Source organism: Streptomyces sp. NPDC028308 (assembly GCF_055565855.1).
In genome coordinates this window covers 443,878-458,692 of record NZ_JBVHTO010000006.1, presented here as the reverse complement: position 1 = coordinate 458,692, position 14,815 = coordinate 443,878, and the positions used below count along the sequence as shown (strand labels likewise).

Here is a 14,815-nt window from a genome sequence, read left to right as displayed (position 1 = left end):
GGTCAGGGGGTGACGGGCCGGGCGGTGAGCTGTTCGCCGTCGACGGTCACGGCGCCGGTCGCGGGGTCGATCCTGGGCGCGGCCCCGGGCTCGCCGTCGCGCGTGAGGACGCCGACCTGCTTCCCGCCGGGCAGCACGATCCAGCCACCGTCGATCTTCGCGTCGCGCACGGTCGCCGTCGCCCGGTACAGCCCCGACGGCTTGACGGCCTTGTCCGCGGTGAAGGCGTGCCGCCCGCCCTTCAGGACGACGGTGCCGCGGATGCGCCGGCCCTCCTCCAGCGTGCCGTCGAGCTTCGCTCCGTGCTTGCCGGTCAGGCGCATCGTGCCGTCGTCCTCGACGTCGCCCTTGAGCCACGACTCCTGGTCGCGGCCGTCGCAGAAGTACGCGATCGCCCTGCCGTCACGCAGGGAGACCGCGATCGCCGAGGAGTCGTCGTCGGTGCGGCCCGCGTAGTCGGCGTTGACCGGGGCGGTCCGCGAAGGGGTGGGCGGCGGTGGCGTCGTCGACGCGGCGGGGGACGGGCTTCCCGGGGTCGCACTGGGCGTCGCCCGGCTCTCGTAGGAGGAGCCCTCCGTGCCGGTCGTCGCGTTCAGCGACAGCATGAAGACACCGAGCAGCAGTCCGGCGAGCAGGGTCAGGAGGGGTCCGGAACGCCTCATGTGTGTCTCCCCCGAGTCGGGCCTTTCGCCGCGGATCGTGGGCCGCGGCCACCGGCCTCCTGCCATCAGAGCGGACGCGCGCCCCGGCGTCCAGAGGCGCACGGATGTGTTGCGGGCGCCGCGGGCGGGCCGTCCGCGGGCGTCTCGGCAGGCGGGCGCCGCACTCCTGCCGGTCGCGGGCTGACTACGCTGGTGCGACAAGACGTGCACGCAAGTCAGCGAGGAGCATCACCGTGGCGGTACGAGCGGTCCGGGGCGCCGTCCAACTGGAACGGGACGAGGCCGGCCACATGGACGAGCAGGTCAGCGAGCTGCTCACCGCCGTCCTGGAACGGAACGGCCTCACCACGGACGACCTGATCAGCATCTGGTTCACCGCGACGCCCGACCTCCACAGCGACTTCCCGGCGGCGGCGGCCCGCAAGCTCGGCATCGTCGACGTGCCGCTGATCTGCGCGCAGGAACTCGACATCGAGGGCGCGATGCCCCGGGTCGTCCGTCTCCTCGCGCACATCGAGTCCGACAAGCCCCGTGCCGACATCGCCCACGTGTACCTGGGTGCCGCGGGCGCGCTGCGCAAGGACATCGCCCAGTGAGGACCGCACTCGTCGTCGGAACGGGCCTCATCGGCACCTCGGCCGCGCTGGCGCTCACCGCCCGCGGCGTCGTCGTCCACCTCGTCGACCCCGACCCCGAGCAGGCGCGTACGGCCGCCGCGCTGGGCGCCGGCACGGACGAGGCGCCGGACGGCCCCGTCGACCTCGCGATCGTCGCGGCCCCGCCCGCCCATGTCGCGGCCACCCTCGCGGACGCCCTGCGACGCGGCCTCGCGCGCGGCTACCTCGACGTGGCCAGCGTGAAGGGCGGCCCCCGGCGCGAGCTGGAGGCACTCGGACTCGACCTCTCCTCGTACATCGGCACGCACCCCATGTCGGGCCGCGAGAAGTCGGGCCCGCTGGCCGCCACCGGTGACCTCTTCGAGGGCCGCCCCTGGGTCCTGACGCCCACCCGCGACACGGACACCGAGGTGCTGAACCTCGCCCTGGAACTGGTGTCGCACTGCCGCGCCGTACCCGTCGTCATGGACGCCGACGCCCACGACCGGGCCGTGGCGCTCGTCTCGCACATGCCCCACCTCGTCTCCAGCATGGTCGCCGCGCGCCTGGAGCACGCGGAGGAGGCGGCGGTACGACTGTGCGGGCAGGGCATCCGCGACGTGACCCGCATCGCGGCCTCCGACCCCCGGATGTGGATCGACATCCTGTCCGCGAACCCGGGTCCGGTGGCCGACCTCCTCGCCGAGGTCTCCGCCGACCTGGAGGAGACGGTCCAGGCGCTGCGAGCCCTCCAGTCCTCCGACGAGTCGAAGCGCCGCGAGGGAGCCTCCGGCGTCGAGAACGTCCTGCGGCGCGGCAACGCGGGCCAGGTCCGGGTCCCCGGCAAGCACGGCTCCGCCCCGCGGGCGTACGAGGTCGTCGCCGTCCTGATCGACGACCAGCCCGGCCAGCTGGCCCGCATCTTCGCCGACGCGGGGATGGCCGGGGTCAACATCGAGGACGTACGCATCGAGCACGCCACCGGTCAGCAGGCCGGCCTGGTCCAGCTCATGGTGGAGCCCAAGGCGGCGCCGGTGCTGAGCGCGGCCCTGCGCGAGCGCGGCTGGGCCCTGCGGCAGTAGCGCCCGGCGCCCGGCGCGGGCACGGCCGGTGACGGGCGCGGGGACGGGCCAGTAATACGGGGTCCGCGGAGCCAGTAACCTTGTGCGGGGCGCGCTCGTGCCCCGCACAGACCTCCACCACGCACCAGGAAGGTGTCTCCACCGTGGAAAACGGCGCCGCCCGGACCGCCCCGGCAGTGATTGTCGCCATCGACGGCCCCTCCGGCACGGGCAAGTCCAGCACCTCCAAGGCCGTCGCCGCGCAGCTGGGGCTCAGCTACCTGGACACCGGTGCCCAGTACCGGGCGATCACCTGGTGGATGGTGAACAACGGCATCGACATCACCGACCCGACGGCGATCGCCGCGGTGGCCGGGAAGCCGGAGATCGTCTCCGGGACCGACCCGTCCGCGCCGACCATCACCGTCGACGGGACCGACGTCGCGGGCCCGATCCGCAGCCAGGAGGTCACCTCCAAGGTCAGCGCGGTCAGCGCGGTGCCCGAGGTCCGCTCCCGGATCACCGAGCTCCAGCGCTCCATCGCGGGCGCCGCGCACGCCGGGATCGTCGTCGAGGGGCGTGACATCGGCACCACGGTGCTGCCCGACGCCGACCTGAAGATCTTCCTCACCGCCTCCCCGGAGGCGCGTGCCGCCCGCCGTAGCGGCGAGCTCAAGGGCGCCGACGTCAACGCCACCCGCGAGGCCCTGATCAAGCGGGACGCGGCGGACTCCAGCCGCAAGACCTCCCCGCTCGCCAAGGCGGACGACGCGGTCGAGGTGGACACCTCCGACCTCACGCTCCAGCAGGTCATCGAGTGCGTCGTCACCCTCGTCGAGGAGAAGCGGGCCGCGAAGTGAGCGAAGCCCCTTCGGCGCAGACGCCGTCCTTCCGCGGTGCCGAGGTCGGGCGCCGCATCGGCGTCGGCCTGATGTACGGCCTGTGGAAGCCGCGCGTCCTCGGCGCCTGGAGGGTGCCCGCGACCGGGCCCGCCATCCTGGCCGTCAACCACTCGCACAACATCGACGGACCGATGGTCATGGGCGTGGCGCCCCGGCCCACGCACTTCCTGATCAAGAAGGAAGCGTTCATCGGACCGCTCGACCCCTTCCTGCTCGGCATCGGCCAGGTGAAGGTGGACCGCACGACCACCGACCGCACGGCCATCACGCAGGCCCTCGGTGTCCTCGGCGACGGGGGCGTCCTCGGAATCTTCCCCGAGGGCACCCGCGGCGAGGGCGACTTCGCCTCGCTCCGGGCCGGGCTCGCGTACTTCGCCGTCCGCAGCGGCGCCCCGATCGTCCCGGTGGCGGTGCTGGGAAGTTCCGGCAGGAGCAGCCGGTTGACCAAGGCGCTGCCGCCGCTGCGCAGCCGGGTGGACATCGTCTTCGGCGAACCCTTCGAAGCGGGCGACGGCAGCGGACGACGTACGCGCAGGGCGCTGGACGAGGCGACCCTGCGCATCCAGAAGCAGCTCAGCGCGCACCTGGACCACGCCAGACGTCTCACCGGACGCCCGGCGGAATGAACGCCGGGCGCCCCACCGAGCGCTGGGCGACACTTGAGTAGTGGATCACCCGACACCGGGAGCTTCCACCGATCACCACGATGAACGACGAGGTACGGACTTCATGAACGACCACATCCAGCCCGAGGGCTCGGCCGAGCACGAGCACGGGGCGCTTGGCGATGCCGAGTACGCGGAGTTCATGGAGCTCGCCGCGGAAGAGGGCTTCGACGTCGCGGACGTCGAGGGCGCCCTGGAGGCGGCGGGCCACGGCCCGCTGCCCGTCCTCGCCGTCGTCGGCCGCCCCAATGTCGGCAAGTCGACCCTGGTGAACCGCATCATCGGCCGTCGCGAGGCCGTCGTCGAGGACAAGCCCGGCGTCACCCGCGACCGCGTCACCTACGAGGCCGAGTGGGCCGGCCGCCGCTTCAAGGTCGTCGACACCGGCGGCTGGGAGCAGGACGTCCTCGGCATCGACGCCTCCGTGGCCGCGCAGGCCGAGTACGCGATCGAGGCGGCCGACGCGGTCGTCTTCGTCGTCGACGCCAAGGTCGGCGCCACCGACACCGACGAGGCCGTCGTCCGCCTGCTGCGCAAGGCCGGCAAGCCCGTCGTGCTGTGCGCCAACAAGGTCGACGGCCAGAGCGGCGAGGCCGACGCCTCCTACCTGTGGGCCCTCGGCCTCGGCGAGCCGCACCCTGTCTCCGCGCTGCACGGCCGCGGCACCGGCGACATGCTGGACGCCGTCCTGGAGGCGCTGCCCGAGGCGCCGGCCCAGACCTTCGGCACCGCCGTCGGCGGCCCCCGCCGCATCGCCCTCATCGGCCGCCCGAACGTCGGCAAGTCGTCCCTGCTGAACAAGGTGGCGAACGAGGACCGCGTGGTCGTCAACGAGATCGCGGGCACCACCCGCGACCCGGTCGACGAGCTCATCGAACTCGGCGGCGTCGTCTGGAAGTTCGTCGACACCGCGGGCATCCGCAAGCGCGTCCACCTCCAGCAGGGCGCCGACTACTACGCCTCCCTGCGCACGGCCGCCGCCGTCGAGAAGGCCGAGGTCGCCGTCATCCTGATCGACGCGTCCGAGACCATCTCGGTGCAGGACCAGCGCATCGTCACGATGGCCGTCGAGGCGGGCCGCGCGATCGTCCTGGCGTTCAACAAGTGGGACACCCTCGACGAGGAGCGCCGGTACTACCTGGAGCGGGAGATCGAGACCGAGCTCCTCCAGGTGGCCTGGGCGCCGCGGGTGAACGTCTCGGCGCGCACCGGCCGCCACATGGAGAAGCTCGTCCCGGCGATCGAGACGGCGCTGGCCGGCTGGGAGACCCGCGTCCCCACGGGCAGGTTGAACGCCTTCCTCGGCGAACTGGTCGCGGCCCACCCGCACCCGATCCGGGGCGGAAAGCAGCCCCGCATCCTCTTCGGCACCCAGGCGGGCACCAAGCCGCCGCGGTTCGTGCTCTTCGCCTCCGGCTTCATCGAGCACGGCTACCGGCGCTTCATCGAGCGCCGCCTGCGCGAGGAGTTCGGCTTCGACGGCACGCCGATCCACATCTCGGTGCGCGTGCGCGAGAAGCGCGGCAAGAAGAAGTGACACCACGGGAAAGGGGCGGCTCCGTCAAGGAGCCGCCCCTTTCCCGTGTCCCGCTCAGAGCCCCTTGCGGGGCGCGGGCGGCAGGCCCGCCGGAACGTGGTGCATCCCGGTGCCGTGCTGGCGCGCGCCCGCCTGCCAGACGACCGGGGTCGCGGAGGGCTGCCCGTGCTGCGACTCCTGCGCGCCCCGGGGCGTGTTCGTGTGCGGGGCGCCGCCCTGACGCGCGGAGTGCGCTCCGGCGCTGTACGAGCTGTACGAGTTGTACGAACTGGCGCCGCGCGGGAGGCTCCCGAAGGCGGTGAAGGCCGGCTCCTCCTCGCCGTGCCGGTCGCCGGGCAGCGCCCTGAGGGACCGGACCCACTCCGCGTAGAGCGCGTCGTAGATCGGCGTGGCCGAAGGGCCGCCCGGCGGGTCCTGGGCCGCCCGCGCGGACGGGATCGGCTGGAAGGGCTGGCGGCGGGGGGCGTCGTAGGTGTGCACGTACGTGCCAACGACCCATCCGCCCAGCGGATGCGGTCATGCCGCCGCTTTCGCAGGTCAGCCGTTGTCTACCGGGGCACGGGGAAGCCGGGGCGCGCGACCGGCGGGCGCGCCCCGGCACGCGGTGCCGACGGGCTCAGGTGCCGGCGAGGGGGAGGGCCGCGGCCACCAGCTGACCGCCCGCGGCGGCCTTGTCGAGCGCGTCCCGCAGCAGGTCCTCGCGGGGCTGTCGGCCGATCGAGCCGACCGGCGCCGCGAACAGCAGCACCTGCTGGTGCTTGTTGGCGGCGGCGCGCCAGCTCTCGGTGACCTGGAGCGGCTGGTGCGCCTGCCACCAGGCGACCGGGGAGCCGCCGCCGGTGCCGGGCTGGAGCACGGCGTGCAGCTGGCCCATGGCGAGCAGGACGGACCAGCCGTGCAGCACGGAGGGCGCCGAGTTCAGCTCGGTGACCGGCATGAAGCCCTGCTCGATGAGCAGCGGGAGGAAGTCGTCGCCCACGCCGTTCGTGCCCGGGCGGACGATCGGTCCGGTCGGCTCCACGACGAGCGCCGGGTGCAGCTCGCCGCTGATCAGGACGAGTCCGCTGGTGACGCCGAGCACGGCCTGCTCGGGGGCGGGCTGCGCCGGTGCCCCCTGGGCGGGCGCGTCGTCGGCGCCGATGGAACGGGCGGCGCCCTGGAGCTGCTCCTCGGTGACCTGGACGACCTGTGAGGGCAGGCAGGTGGCGTGGGCGAAGGCCAGGACGGCGGTCTCGTCGCCGATGAACAGGACGGTGCTGGTGCGCTCCTGTTCCGAGTCGCCCGGGGTGCGGCAGGACGTGCAGTCGTAACTGCCCGGGGCGTTCTCTCCGGCGAGCAGCCGGTCGGCTTCTTCGTCGCCGATCTCGGCGCGTACGTCGTCGCTGACGTCGAGCATGCGCGGCACGGGTGGCTCCTCGGGATGCGGTACGTGGCGATGCCGGGTGGCTCCCGGCCCATGAACCCGGGGGGTCCCCGGCTCATGAAGAAGACAACGGGTGATCTGTGGCCGGAGTCACGCCCGAGAGCGAACGGAATCGAACCAACCGGCGCGGAGGGTGAACCGGGACCCGGAATCCGTCACTCCATGCCAACCAATCGGTCAGACGCGGAAGTTGGAGCGGTGAGGTGAGTCACAGATCACCAGGGCGACAGGTCGACAAATCAGGAAATCTTCCGATGAAGGGGGTGGCCGGAATTCGACGATACCCGCGGTAACGGCCAACTGGCCTGGAATGACAAGGATGTGGTTGTTATCGGGCGCCGGGCTGCCTAGATTCCACCGCCGTGTGCAACGAGCACCGCTCGGGTACGTCCGCCGGCCCCGCACCACCGCACCACGCCGACGGACGGGGCGGAGTGCGCCGACCGCGTCCTGAGCGACATGATCCGCACCCCGCCTCGGGGGACCCCGGGTCCTGCGAGAGGGAACCACATGACCGCATGTGCCGATGACACCCGCAAGGTCCGTACGACCCGTACGACGGCGGTCCTCACCGGGGCCGCGCTGCTCGCCCCGCTCGGACTGCTCGCCGCGACCGGCGACGCCGCCGCGGCCGACGCCGGAGTGTGGGACCGCATCGCCTCGTGCGAGAGCGGCGGGAACTGGCACATCAACACCGGCAACGGCTACTACGGAGGACTCCAGTTCTCCGCGGGCACCTGGCGCGCCTACGGCGGCACGGCGTACGCGCCGACCGCGGACAAGGCGTCCAGGAGCGCGCAGATCGCCGTCGCCACCAAGGTCCAGCGCGCCCAGGGCTGGGGCGCCTGGCCCACCTGCTCGGCACGCGCCGGAGCCAGTGGCGGCGCGCCCGCGTCCTCGGGCGCGGCGAAGCCGGCTCCGGAGCCGAAGGTGTCGCAGCCGTCGAAGCCGTCCAAGCCGTCGAAGGCGCCGGCACGGGAGCCGGGCCACCCGAACCGCGGCGCGTCCCGCGGCGACTACACCGTCCGCGCCGGGGACACCCTGAGCACCATCGCCGCGCGGCACGGGACCACCTGGCGGCAGCTCTTCACCGCCAACAGGACCGCCATCGGCGGTGATCCCGACCTGATCATGCCCGGGCTGCGGCTCGACATCTGAGCCGTCGGCCGCAGCGCGGCCCGCGTCCCACCGGGGACGCGGGCCGCGCCCGGTCCTCCGACCGGGTGGGCCCGCGCGCCGCCCCGGGCGCGGTGCCCGGCCCGGCGTGGGCCCGCCGCCTAGCGTGGCGCGATGCTCGCCGTGTCGATCAAGCGCATCCGGTACGCGGCCGTGGCCGCCGCCGCCCTGGCCGTACTCGTCCCGGCGCGGGGGACCGCCGCACCCGCGCCGCTCCCCGGTCCCCAGGAGGTGTCCGCGCCGTACGACTGCGCGGCACGGGACTGGCCCTGGGGCTGTCTCGCCGAGTGCGAGAGCAGCGGCCGGTGGCACGCCAACACCGGGAACGGCTACTACGGAGGGCTGCAGTTCGGGCAGTCCACCTGGAAGGAGTTCGGCGGCCTCGCCTACGCCCCGCGCGCCGACCTGGCCACCCGCGAGGAGCAGATCAAGGTCGCCGCCCAGGTGCTGGCCGTCCAGGGCTGGGGTGCCTGGCCCCACTGCTCGAGGAAGTACGGGCTCGCCGGCCGGGTGCACGTGGTCAAGCCCGGCGAGACGCTGACGTCGATCGCCCGCAAGTACGGTGTCAAGGGCGGGCGCAAGGCGCTGAAGAAGGCCAACAAGCAGATGCTCGGGCCGCGTCCGGGCCCGCTGAACCCCGGCACGATGCTGCTCATCCCGAAGGGGGCCGGCCACGCCCGGGGTTCGGACCGCGTTCTGTTCGGTCCCCCGCTGCCGCCCCCGGATGCTCCCGCGTCCCAGGCGCCCGCCTCGGATCCGCTGCCGCCCGATCTGTCCGCGCTGTCACTTCTGCCGCCTCCCCGCTGAACACGACCGTCCCGCGCCGCAGTTCGTGCACGACCGCCGGCCGGGCCCCCGCCCCGCTCAGCTCCGGGGGCAGCCGCTGCTCGGCGACGACCACACACGCGTCGAGACCGACCAGCAGCGCGTACGTGCGCGCCGCGACCGCCGGGGACATGCCCTGCGCGGGCTCGTCGACGAGGACCACGCGCGCGTGTGCCAGCAGGACGCGGGAGAGCGCCAGCATCCGCTGCTCGCCGCCCGAGAGGGTGCCCGCGCGGCGGGGGAGCAGCGGTTCGAGCCGCGGGTAGGCGGCGAGCGCGGCCTCGAACGGCCGCCCGGACGCCGCCAGCCGGAGGTGCTCGCGGACGGTGAGCGAGCCGAAGACCGCCCCCCGTTCCGGGACCAGGCACAGCCCGCGCCGGGCCCGCTCGTACGCCGGCAGCCGGGTCACGTCGGCGCCGTCCCACACGACGGCGCCCCCGGACAGCGGGACCACCCCGGCGAGCGCGCGCAGCGCCGTCGTACGACCGGAGCCGTTGCGGCCGAGCAGCACGGTGAGGCCGGAGGACGGCGCGACGAGGCTGACGCCGTGCAGGGCCTCCAGGGGGCCGTAGCGCACGCGCGCGTGGCGCAGGGCGATGCTCACGCCTCACCCGCCGTGTGCAGCACACGCCCGGCGGGGCCGGAGGTGACGATCCGTCCGGCGGCCATGACGTGGACGGTGTGCGCGAGCTCGGCGACCAGGTCGAGGTCGTGCTCGACGACCAGCAGGGCGGTGCCGTCCGCCGCGAGGGCCCGCAGGACGCGGGCCAGCGCGGCCACTTCGGCGCTGTCGAGCCCGGCGGCGGGCTCGTCCAGCAGCAGGACGCGCGGGCTCCCCGCCAGGGCCCGGGCCAGCTCGACCCGGCGCAGGGTCCCCGTCGGCAGGTCCGCCGCGGGCAGGTCCCGCACCGGCCCGTCGAGCCCGAGCAGCCGCAACGCCCGCTCCACGGAGCCCGGACCGCCGGCCCGGCCCCGCTCGGCGCCGACCCGCACGTTGTCGGCGACGGTCAACGACGGGAAGACGGCGAGCTGCTGGAAGGTGCGCGCGATGCCGAGCCGGGTACGGGCGTGCGCCGCGAGCCCCGTGAGGTCGCGCGCGCCGTACGACACGGCTCCCGCGTCCGGCCGCATGGTCCCGGCCAGACAGTGGAACAGGGTGCTCTTGCCGGCGCCGTTGGGCCCGACGACCGCCGTGACGCGCCCGGGCCGCACCTCCAGGTCCACGCCCTCCAGAGCGGTGAAGCCGCCGTAGCGCACGAGCAGACGACGGGCACGGAGCACGCGGGCCGAATCCCCGCGGGGAGGTGCCGGGCGCGAACCGCCGGACCCCCGGGGGGTGTCGGTCCGGGGGCCGGCGGACACCGGCACGGACGGGGCCGGGCGCCCGGCGTCCGATGTCGGCGTGCCCTTCCGTGCGGGGGGTGGCGCGGGCGAACCCCCGGCGTGGGACGGGGCGGGGGGCGTTACCGCACGAACGGCGGCCGGCCTGCCCGTCGCACCGGCCGGGACGGGCCCCCGCGGCGGTGCCGGTGCCCGTGCGCCCGCCGCCCGCAGCCGCTCGCGCAGCCGCGCTCCCCGCTCGGTCAGCACCGGCCGCCGTGGAGGACCCGCACGGGCCGCCGCCCTCCGCAGGGCCTCGTACGGGCCGTCGGGGAAACGGCCCGCCAGGACGGCGAGGACGCCGATCACGGCGGCGGCGACCCCGCCCCGGGCGCCGGCGTCGAGGCCCACCAGCAGTGCCGCCGCGAGGAGGGCGCCGAGCACGCTGTCGGCGCCGAGGACGACCACCGCGGCGAACCAGAGGAGGCCGCGGACGGGGTCGTAGGCGGCGGGGTCGAAGGCGCGCAGCCCCACGCCGAGCATGCCGCCGCCGAGCGCGGCGAGCGCGGCGCCCGCGACGAACGCCGCCAGCTTCAGCGCCGGGACGGGCACTCCGGCGGCCGAGGCACCCCACTCGTGGTCGCGCATGGCCGCCAGGGCGCGGCCGGTACGGCCGCGGCGCAGGGCGCCGACCGCCCATAACGCGCCTGCCAGCAGGGCGAGTTCGAGGACGTAGTACGCGCGGTCGCCGTCGAAGCCCGCCGGACGGCCGAGCGTCAGCCCCGACGTCGCGTACGGCTGGGTGAAGACGAAGCGGCTCACGCCGACCCCGACCGCGAAGGTCGCGAGCGCCAGGGCCAGACCGTGACGGCTGATCGCCGGCCGGCCGGTGAGCAGGCCCAGCGGTGCCACCAGGACGACGGCGACGGCCAGCGCGGCGAGTTCCGGCAGGTCAGGCACGCCGGGGAAGCGGCCCGCCGCGAGCAGCGCCGTGAACAGGGCACCCAGACCCGCGTACGCGGCCTGCCCGAGCGAGATCTGGCCGCCGCGGCCCGTCACGACGACCAGGGAGAGCAGCACCACCCCGAGGGCCGGGACCTGGACGGACGTGTGCAGGTCGGAACCGGCGAAGCCGAGGGGGAGCAGGAAGAGGACCACCGCCACGATCCGGGCGCCGGCCGGGACCGGGACGCGTGCCGAGGCGGTGCGGGGGAGGGCGGTACGGCCCCCGATGCCGGGCAGGACGAGGGCGGCGACCAGCAGGGCGACCACGAAGAGGTTGGCGCCCACCGCCTGAAGCAACGGCTCGGCCCCTCCCGGCGGGTGCAGCCGGGTCAGCTGGCTCTGCGCCACCCCGACACCGAGGGCCACCACGACGGCCACGGGCAGACTGCGCATCCGGGCGGCCACCGCGACCGCCATCACCTCCATGACGAGGAGCGGCATGCCGTACGGGTCGAGACGCACGTACGGCGCGAGCAGCACGCCCGTCAGCCCCGCCGTGAACGAGCCGAACGCCCAGCCCGCCGCGGCCACCCGGTCGGCGTCGACGCCCCACAAAGCGGCCAGTCGGCGGTCGTCGACGACGGCCCGCAGCTCGCGGCCGAAGCGGGTGGAGCGGGTGACCCCCGTGACGGCCGCGGCCAGCACCAGCGCCGCGGCCAGCTGCCCCCAGGGGTCGGCGGGCACCGGCGCCGGCGCGTCGGAGCGCGCTCCGGTGCCCCAGACCAGCGCGGCCCCGCCGACCAGCAGCACGAAGACACCGAGGGAGGCGACGAGCGTGCGGGCGGGGTCGGTGCCGAGCACGGCCAGGGGCCGGAAGACGAACCGCTCCAGGACCACGCCGATACCGGGCGCCACGACCAGCAGGGTGACCGCCGCCGAGACGGCGAGGGGCCAGTGCCACTCGACCGTGAACTGGCGCAGCAGGTACGCGCAGACCATCGCGATCGCGCCGTGCGCGAAGTTCAGCACCCCGGTCGCGCGGTGGGTGACGATCAGTCCGATGCCGGTCAGGGCGGCGGCGCCGCCGACCGAGAGCCCGGCCAGGGTCAGGTCGTACGTCAGGGACGCCATCAGTCGGTCCGGGCGGCCGGGGGCGGTTCGCAGACCGGGCAGGGGCCGAGCCCGCCGCCCGCCAGGTCCCGCGCGTCCGCCGGCACCGCCTCGGGCTTCCCGGCCACCAGCGGACAGTCCGCGCGGTGCCACAGCGTCCCGCCGGGCAGCGTCAGCAGCTCGCCGCTCGTGGCGAGAGGCGCGGCCCCGGCCTGCCCGGACCCGTCCGCACCGGCCGGCTCGTCCGCCACCAGCAGGCCGTACAGCTCCTCGATCCGCGCCGCCGCCCGCGCGTTCCCGGCGTGGGCGAGCAGCACCGCGCCCGCGACGATCAGGGCGGCCCCGGGCACCGTGCACGAGGCCAGGTACGGCAGTTGCCGCTCCGCGAACCGCTCGCCCGAGACGCCGTACCAGCCGATGACGCACAGCACCGCCCCGACGGCGAGTGCGGCCCACCCGGCCCACAGGACGGGGTGCGCAGTCCGCAGTCGAGCAGTCCGCATCCGGGCTCCCACGTCGTCACGTCATGTGTCTGTCCATGTCGGCCGATGGCTTGCACTATGCCTTCTGGAAGCCGACCCCGAAAGCTCCGGGCGCACACGGTCCGGACCGACACCCGGTGGTGAGCCAGATGGTTCTCGGGAGCGATGCCAGGCGGAGCGGTGTGCGGGGGGTGACGGCGGCCGTGGCGCTCGCGCTGGCCGCGTCCCTCACGGCGTGCGGCGACGACAGCGGGGGCCGGGACACGACCGTCCCCACGCCCTCCGTCGAGCGGCCGACCGGCACGGAGTCCGGCGCGACGGCGCCGTCCGACACGGCGGCGGCGGAGAAGGAGATCAGGCGGAACTGGCGGAAGTTCTTCGACCCCGCCGTCCCCACCGCCGACAAGCGGGCCGTCCTGGAGAACGGCGACGAGATGACCGGGGTACTCAAGGGCTTCGACGGGGACGAGCGGGGCGAGCAGGTCGAGGCGAAGGTCGAGAAGGTCGAGTTCACCTCCGCGACCGGGGCGGACGTGACGTACGCGCTCACCCTGAAGGGCGCCACCGCGCTGCCCGGCGCCTCCGGGACGGCCGTCGAGCAGGACGGCACCTGGAAGGTCTCCGTCAAGACGCTCTGCGCACTGGTCCAGCTGAGCGGCAACACGTCCCCGGGGCCGGGCTGCTGACCCGCGTGCGGCCCGGGACTGCCCTCGCCGCGGGCTTGGTGCTGCTGCTGGGCACGGCCTGCGGCAGCCGCCTCCCCGAGAGCGACTTCGAGGACCGGCCGACGCCCACCGGACGGGACGCCGCCCCGATCCGCGTGGGCATCCTCACGAGCGCCACCAGTCCCGTCGGCGGCTCCGCGTTCACCGGCCCGCGCGACGGCGCCAAGGCGTTCTTCGACCGGCTGAACGCGCGCGGCGGCATCGCCGGCCGCACGGTCGAGGTCCGCACGTGCGACGACGGCGGCAGCGGGGTCGGCAACAACGAGTGCGTGCACCGGCTCGTCGACGAGGACCACGTCGTCGCGCTCGTCGCCACCACCGCGCTGGACTACGCCGGAGCCTCCCGCGTCTCCCGCGCGGGCGTGCCCGACATCGGCGGCGAGCCCATCGGAGCCGCCTACGACACCTACCCGCACCTGTACGGCATCTACGGCAGCCTCGCGCCCCGCACCGGCAGTCCCGGCTGGGACGGGAAGCTCTACGGCGGTACCGAGGTCTACCGCTACTTCAAGCGGGAGCACGGCGCCCGCACGGCCGCGGTGGTCTCCTACAACCAGGCCGCGTCCGCCGCCTACGCCCGCCTCGTCGTCCGGGGCCTGAAGGCCGAGGGGTACCGCGTGGTCGGCGAGCAGGTCGACTTCGCGCTGCCCAACTTCCGGGCCGCTGCGGCCGACCTGAAGAAACAGGGCGCCGACCTGGTCTTCGACGCCCTGGACACCCACGGCAACAGCAGGCTGTGCGCGGCGATGGACGACGTCGGCGCCGAGGTGACCGCCAAGGTCACCAACGTGCAGAACTGGACGTCCACCGTCCCCGAGGACTTCAAGGACGCGCCGCGCTGCCGCAACGCCCTGTGGGCGACCGGATCCAGCCGCAACCACGAGGACACCGGGCACCCGGCCGTACGGGAGTTCCGGGACGCCACCAAGGGGCTGGGCAGCCACTCCCAGTGGCAGCTGGAGGGCTGGGCCGCCGCCAGGTGGTTCACCGACGCCGCCCGGTCGTGCGCGCCGACGGGCGTCACGCGCGCGTGCGTCGACCGGTTCATGAACCGCGGCACGCCGTACACGGCCGGCGGACTGCTGCTCCCCGTCACCTACGAGCGGCTGACCGAGCCCCCGAAGAGCCGCCGGAGCTGCGTCTCGGTGGCCCGCTGGAAGGACGGCGAGGGCTGGGTGAGCCAGGGCGACATGAACCGCACCTGCTTCGACGTACCGCAGCTGTCCTACCGCCCCTGATGCACAACACCGCCCAAAGGTTCCCGAATCCACCTACCGATAGGGCATCCGTTCGGGCACAACACGGTGTTGGTGCCCAACCCCGCACCCGATCTATGGGTCTGACCATGCGGTAGGTGGACGAGACAGGAGAACCCAGGGGATTCGG

General features: G+C 74.4%; 14 protein-coding genes and 1 pseudogene. 9 read left to right on the top strand and 6 right to left on the bottom strand.

The window, feature by feature from the left end; translation table 11 throughout:
• Positions 1 to 2: 2 nt before the first annotated feature.
• Entirely contained in the window at positions 3 to 662 is a 660-nt protein-coding gene (locus ACZ4VA_RS16565; RefSeq protein WP_355785484.1) for a hypothetical protein, read from the bottom strand.
• A 233-nt stretch (positions 663 to 895) separates the two neighbouring features.
• On the opposite strand from ACZ4VA_RS16565, the gene aroH reads away from it, so the two are divergent.
• The 5 genes from aroH to der all read left to right on the top strand — a co-directional run bounded on the left by aroH (position 896) and on the right by der (position 5,423).
• Entirely contained in the window at positions 896 to 1,258 is a 363-nt protein-coding gene (aroH, locus tag ACZ4VA_RS16560; RefSeq protein ID WP_319744618.1) for a chorismate mutase, read from the top strand.
• Positions 1,255 to 2,340, top strand: coding sequence for a prephenate dehydrogenase (locus tag ACZ4VA_RS16555; protein WP_356173332.1), 1,086 nt, complete (start codon positions 1,255 to 1,257; stop codon positions 2,338 to 2,340). The genes aroH and ACZ4VA_RS16555 overlap by 4 nt, the downstream gene beginning before the upstream one ends.
• 143 nt (positions 2,341 to 2,483) lie before the next feature.
• A complete protein-coding gene (gene cmk, locus ACZ4VA_RS16550; RefSeq protein ID WP_468081792.1) occupies positions 2,484 to 3,179 on the top strand; it encodes a (d)CMP kinase in 696 nt (231 codons plus the stop codon).
• A complete protein-coding gene (locus tag ACZ4VA_RS16545; protein ID WP_356244119.1) occupies positions 3,137 to 3,847 on the top strand; it encodes a lysophospholipid acyltransferase family protein in 711 nt (236 codons plus the stop codon). The genes cmk and ACZ4VA_RS16545 overlap by 43 nt, the downstream gene beginning before the upstream one ends.
• Before the next feature lie 103 nt (positions 3,848 to 3,950).
• On the top strand, positions 3,951 to 5,423 hold the full coding sequence (gene der, locus ACZ4VA_RS16540; RefSeq protein ID WP_355791039.1) for a ribosome biogenesis GTPase Der: 1,473 nt from the start codon (positions 3,951 to 3,953) through the stop codon (positions 5,421 to 5,423).
• A gap of 54 nt (positions 5,424 to 5,477) precedes the next feature.
• Here the strand turns inward: der and ACZ4VA_RS16535 are convergent, their stop codons facing one another.
• Together ACZ4VA_RS16535 and ACZ4VA_RS16530 are read right to left on the bottom strand one after the other, a co-directional pair.
• Positions 5,478 to 5,903 carry a hypothetical protein gene (locus tag ACZ4VA_RS16535; RefSeq protein WP_356244116.1) on the bottom strand — a complete coding sequence of 142 codons (426 nt, stop codon included), beginning with the start codon at positions 5,901 to 5,903 and terminating at the stop codon, positions 5,478 to 5,480.
• 136 nt (positions 5,904 to 6,039) lie between these two features.
• Complete coding sequence (locus ACZ4VA_RS16530; protein WP_356173338.1) at positions 6,040 to 6,828, bottom strand: hypothetical protein; 789 nt, start codon at positions 6,826 to 6,828, stop codon at positions 6,040 to 6,042.
• A gap of 528 nt (positions 6,829 to 7,356) precedes the next feature.
• Here ACZ4VA_RS16530 and ACZ4VA_RS16525 point away from each other — a divergent pair.
• The gene (locus ACZ4VA_RS16525) at positions 7,357 to 8,004 is read left to right on the top strand and encodes a LysM peptidoglycan-binding domain-containing protein (protein ID WP_389390913.1); all 648 of its coding nucleotides are present in this window, start codon (positions 7,357 to 7,359) and stop codon (positions 8,002 to 8,004) included.
• Positions 8,005 to 8,136: 132 nt separating this feature from the next.
• Positions 8,137 to 8,493, top strand: a pseudogene (locus ACZ4VA_RS16520) (transglycosylase family protein); the annotation flags it as partial.
• A 181-nt stretch (positions 8,494 to 8,674) separates the two neighbouring features.
• On the opposite strand, the gene ACZ4VA_RS16515 reads toward ACZ4VA_RS16520, so the two are convergent.
• Genes ACZ4VA_RS16515 through ACZ4VA_RS16505 form a run of 3 tightly spaced genes read right to left on the bottom strand, consistent with a single transcriptional unit; the run spans position 8,675 to position 12,725 of the window.
• Positions 8,675 to 9,451 (bottom strand): ATP-binding cassette domain-containing protein, encoded by a 777-nt coding sequence (locus ACZ4VA_RS16515; protein ID WP_468081788.1) that lies wholly within the window; start codon positions 9,449 to 9,451, stop codon positions 8,675 to 8,677.
• A complete protein-coding gene (locus tag ACZ4VA_RS16510; protein WP_468081786.1) occupies positions 9,448 to 12,243 on the bottom strand; it encodes an ABC transporter permease subunit in 2,796 nt (931 codons plus the stop codon). Before ACZ4VA_RS16510 ends, ACZ4VA_RS16515 begins: the two co-directional genes overlap by 4 nt.
• Positions 12,243 to 12,725: a hypothetical protein gene (locus ACZ4VA_RS16505; protein WP_468081784.1), complete on the bottom strand. Its 483-nt coding sequence runs from the start codon at positions 12,723 to 12,725 to the stop codon at positions 12,243 to 12,245. Before ACZ4VA_RS16505 ends, ACZ4VA_RS16510 begins: the two co-directional genes overlap by 1 nt.
• A 128-nt stretch (positions 12,726 to 12,853) precedes the next feature.
• Here ACZ4VA_RS16505 and ACZ4VA_RS16500 point away from each other — a divergent pair, with 128 nt between their 5' ends.
• A complete protein-coding gene (locus tag ACZ4VA_RS16500) occupies positions 12,854 to 13,390 on the top strand; it encodes an MTB12 C-terminal domain-containing protein (RefSeq protein WP_355793862.1) in 537 nt (178 codons plus the stop codon).
• A 5-nt stretch (positions 13,391 to 13,395) separates the two neighbouring features.
• Positions 13,396 to 14,667 (top strand): ABC transporter substrate-binding protein, encoded by a 1,272-nt coding sequence (locus tag ACZ4VA_RS16495; RefSeq protein WP_468081782.1) that lies wholly within the window; start codon positions 13,396 to 13,398, stop codon positions 14,665 to 14,667.
• Positions 14,668 to 14,815 lie beyond the last annotated feature (148 nt).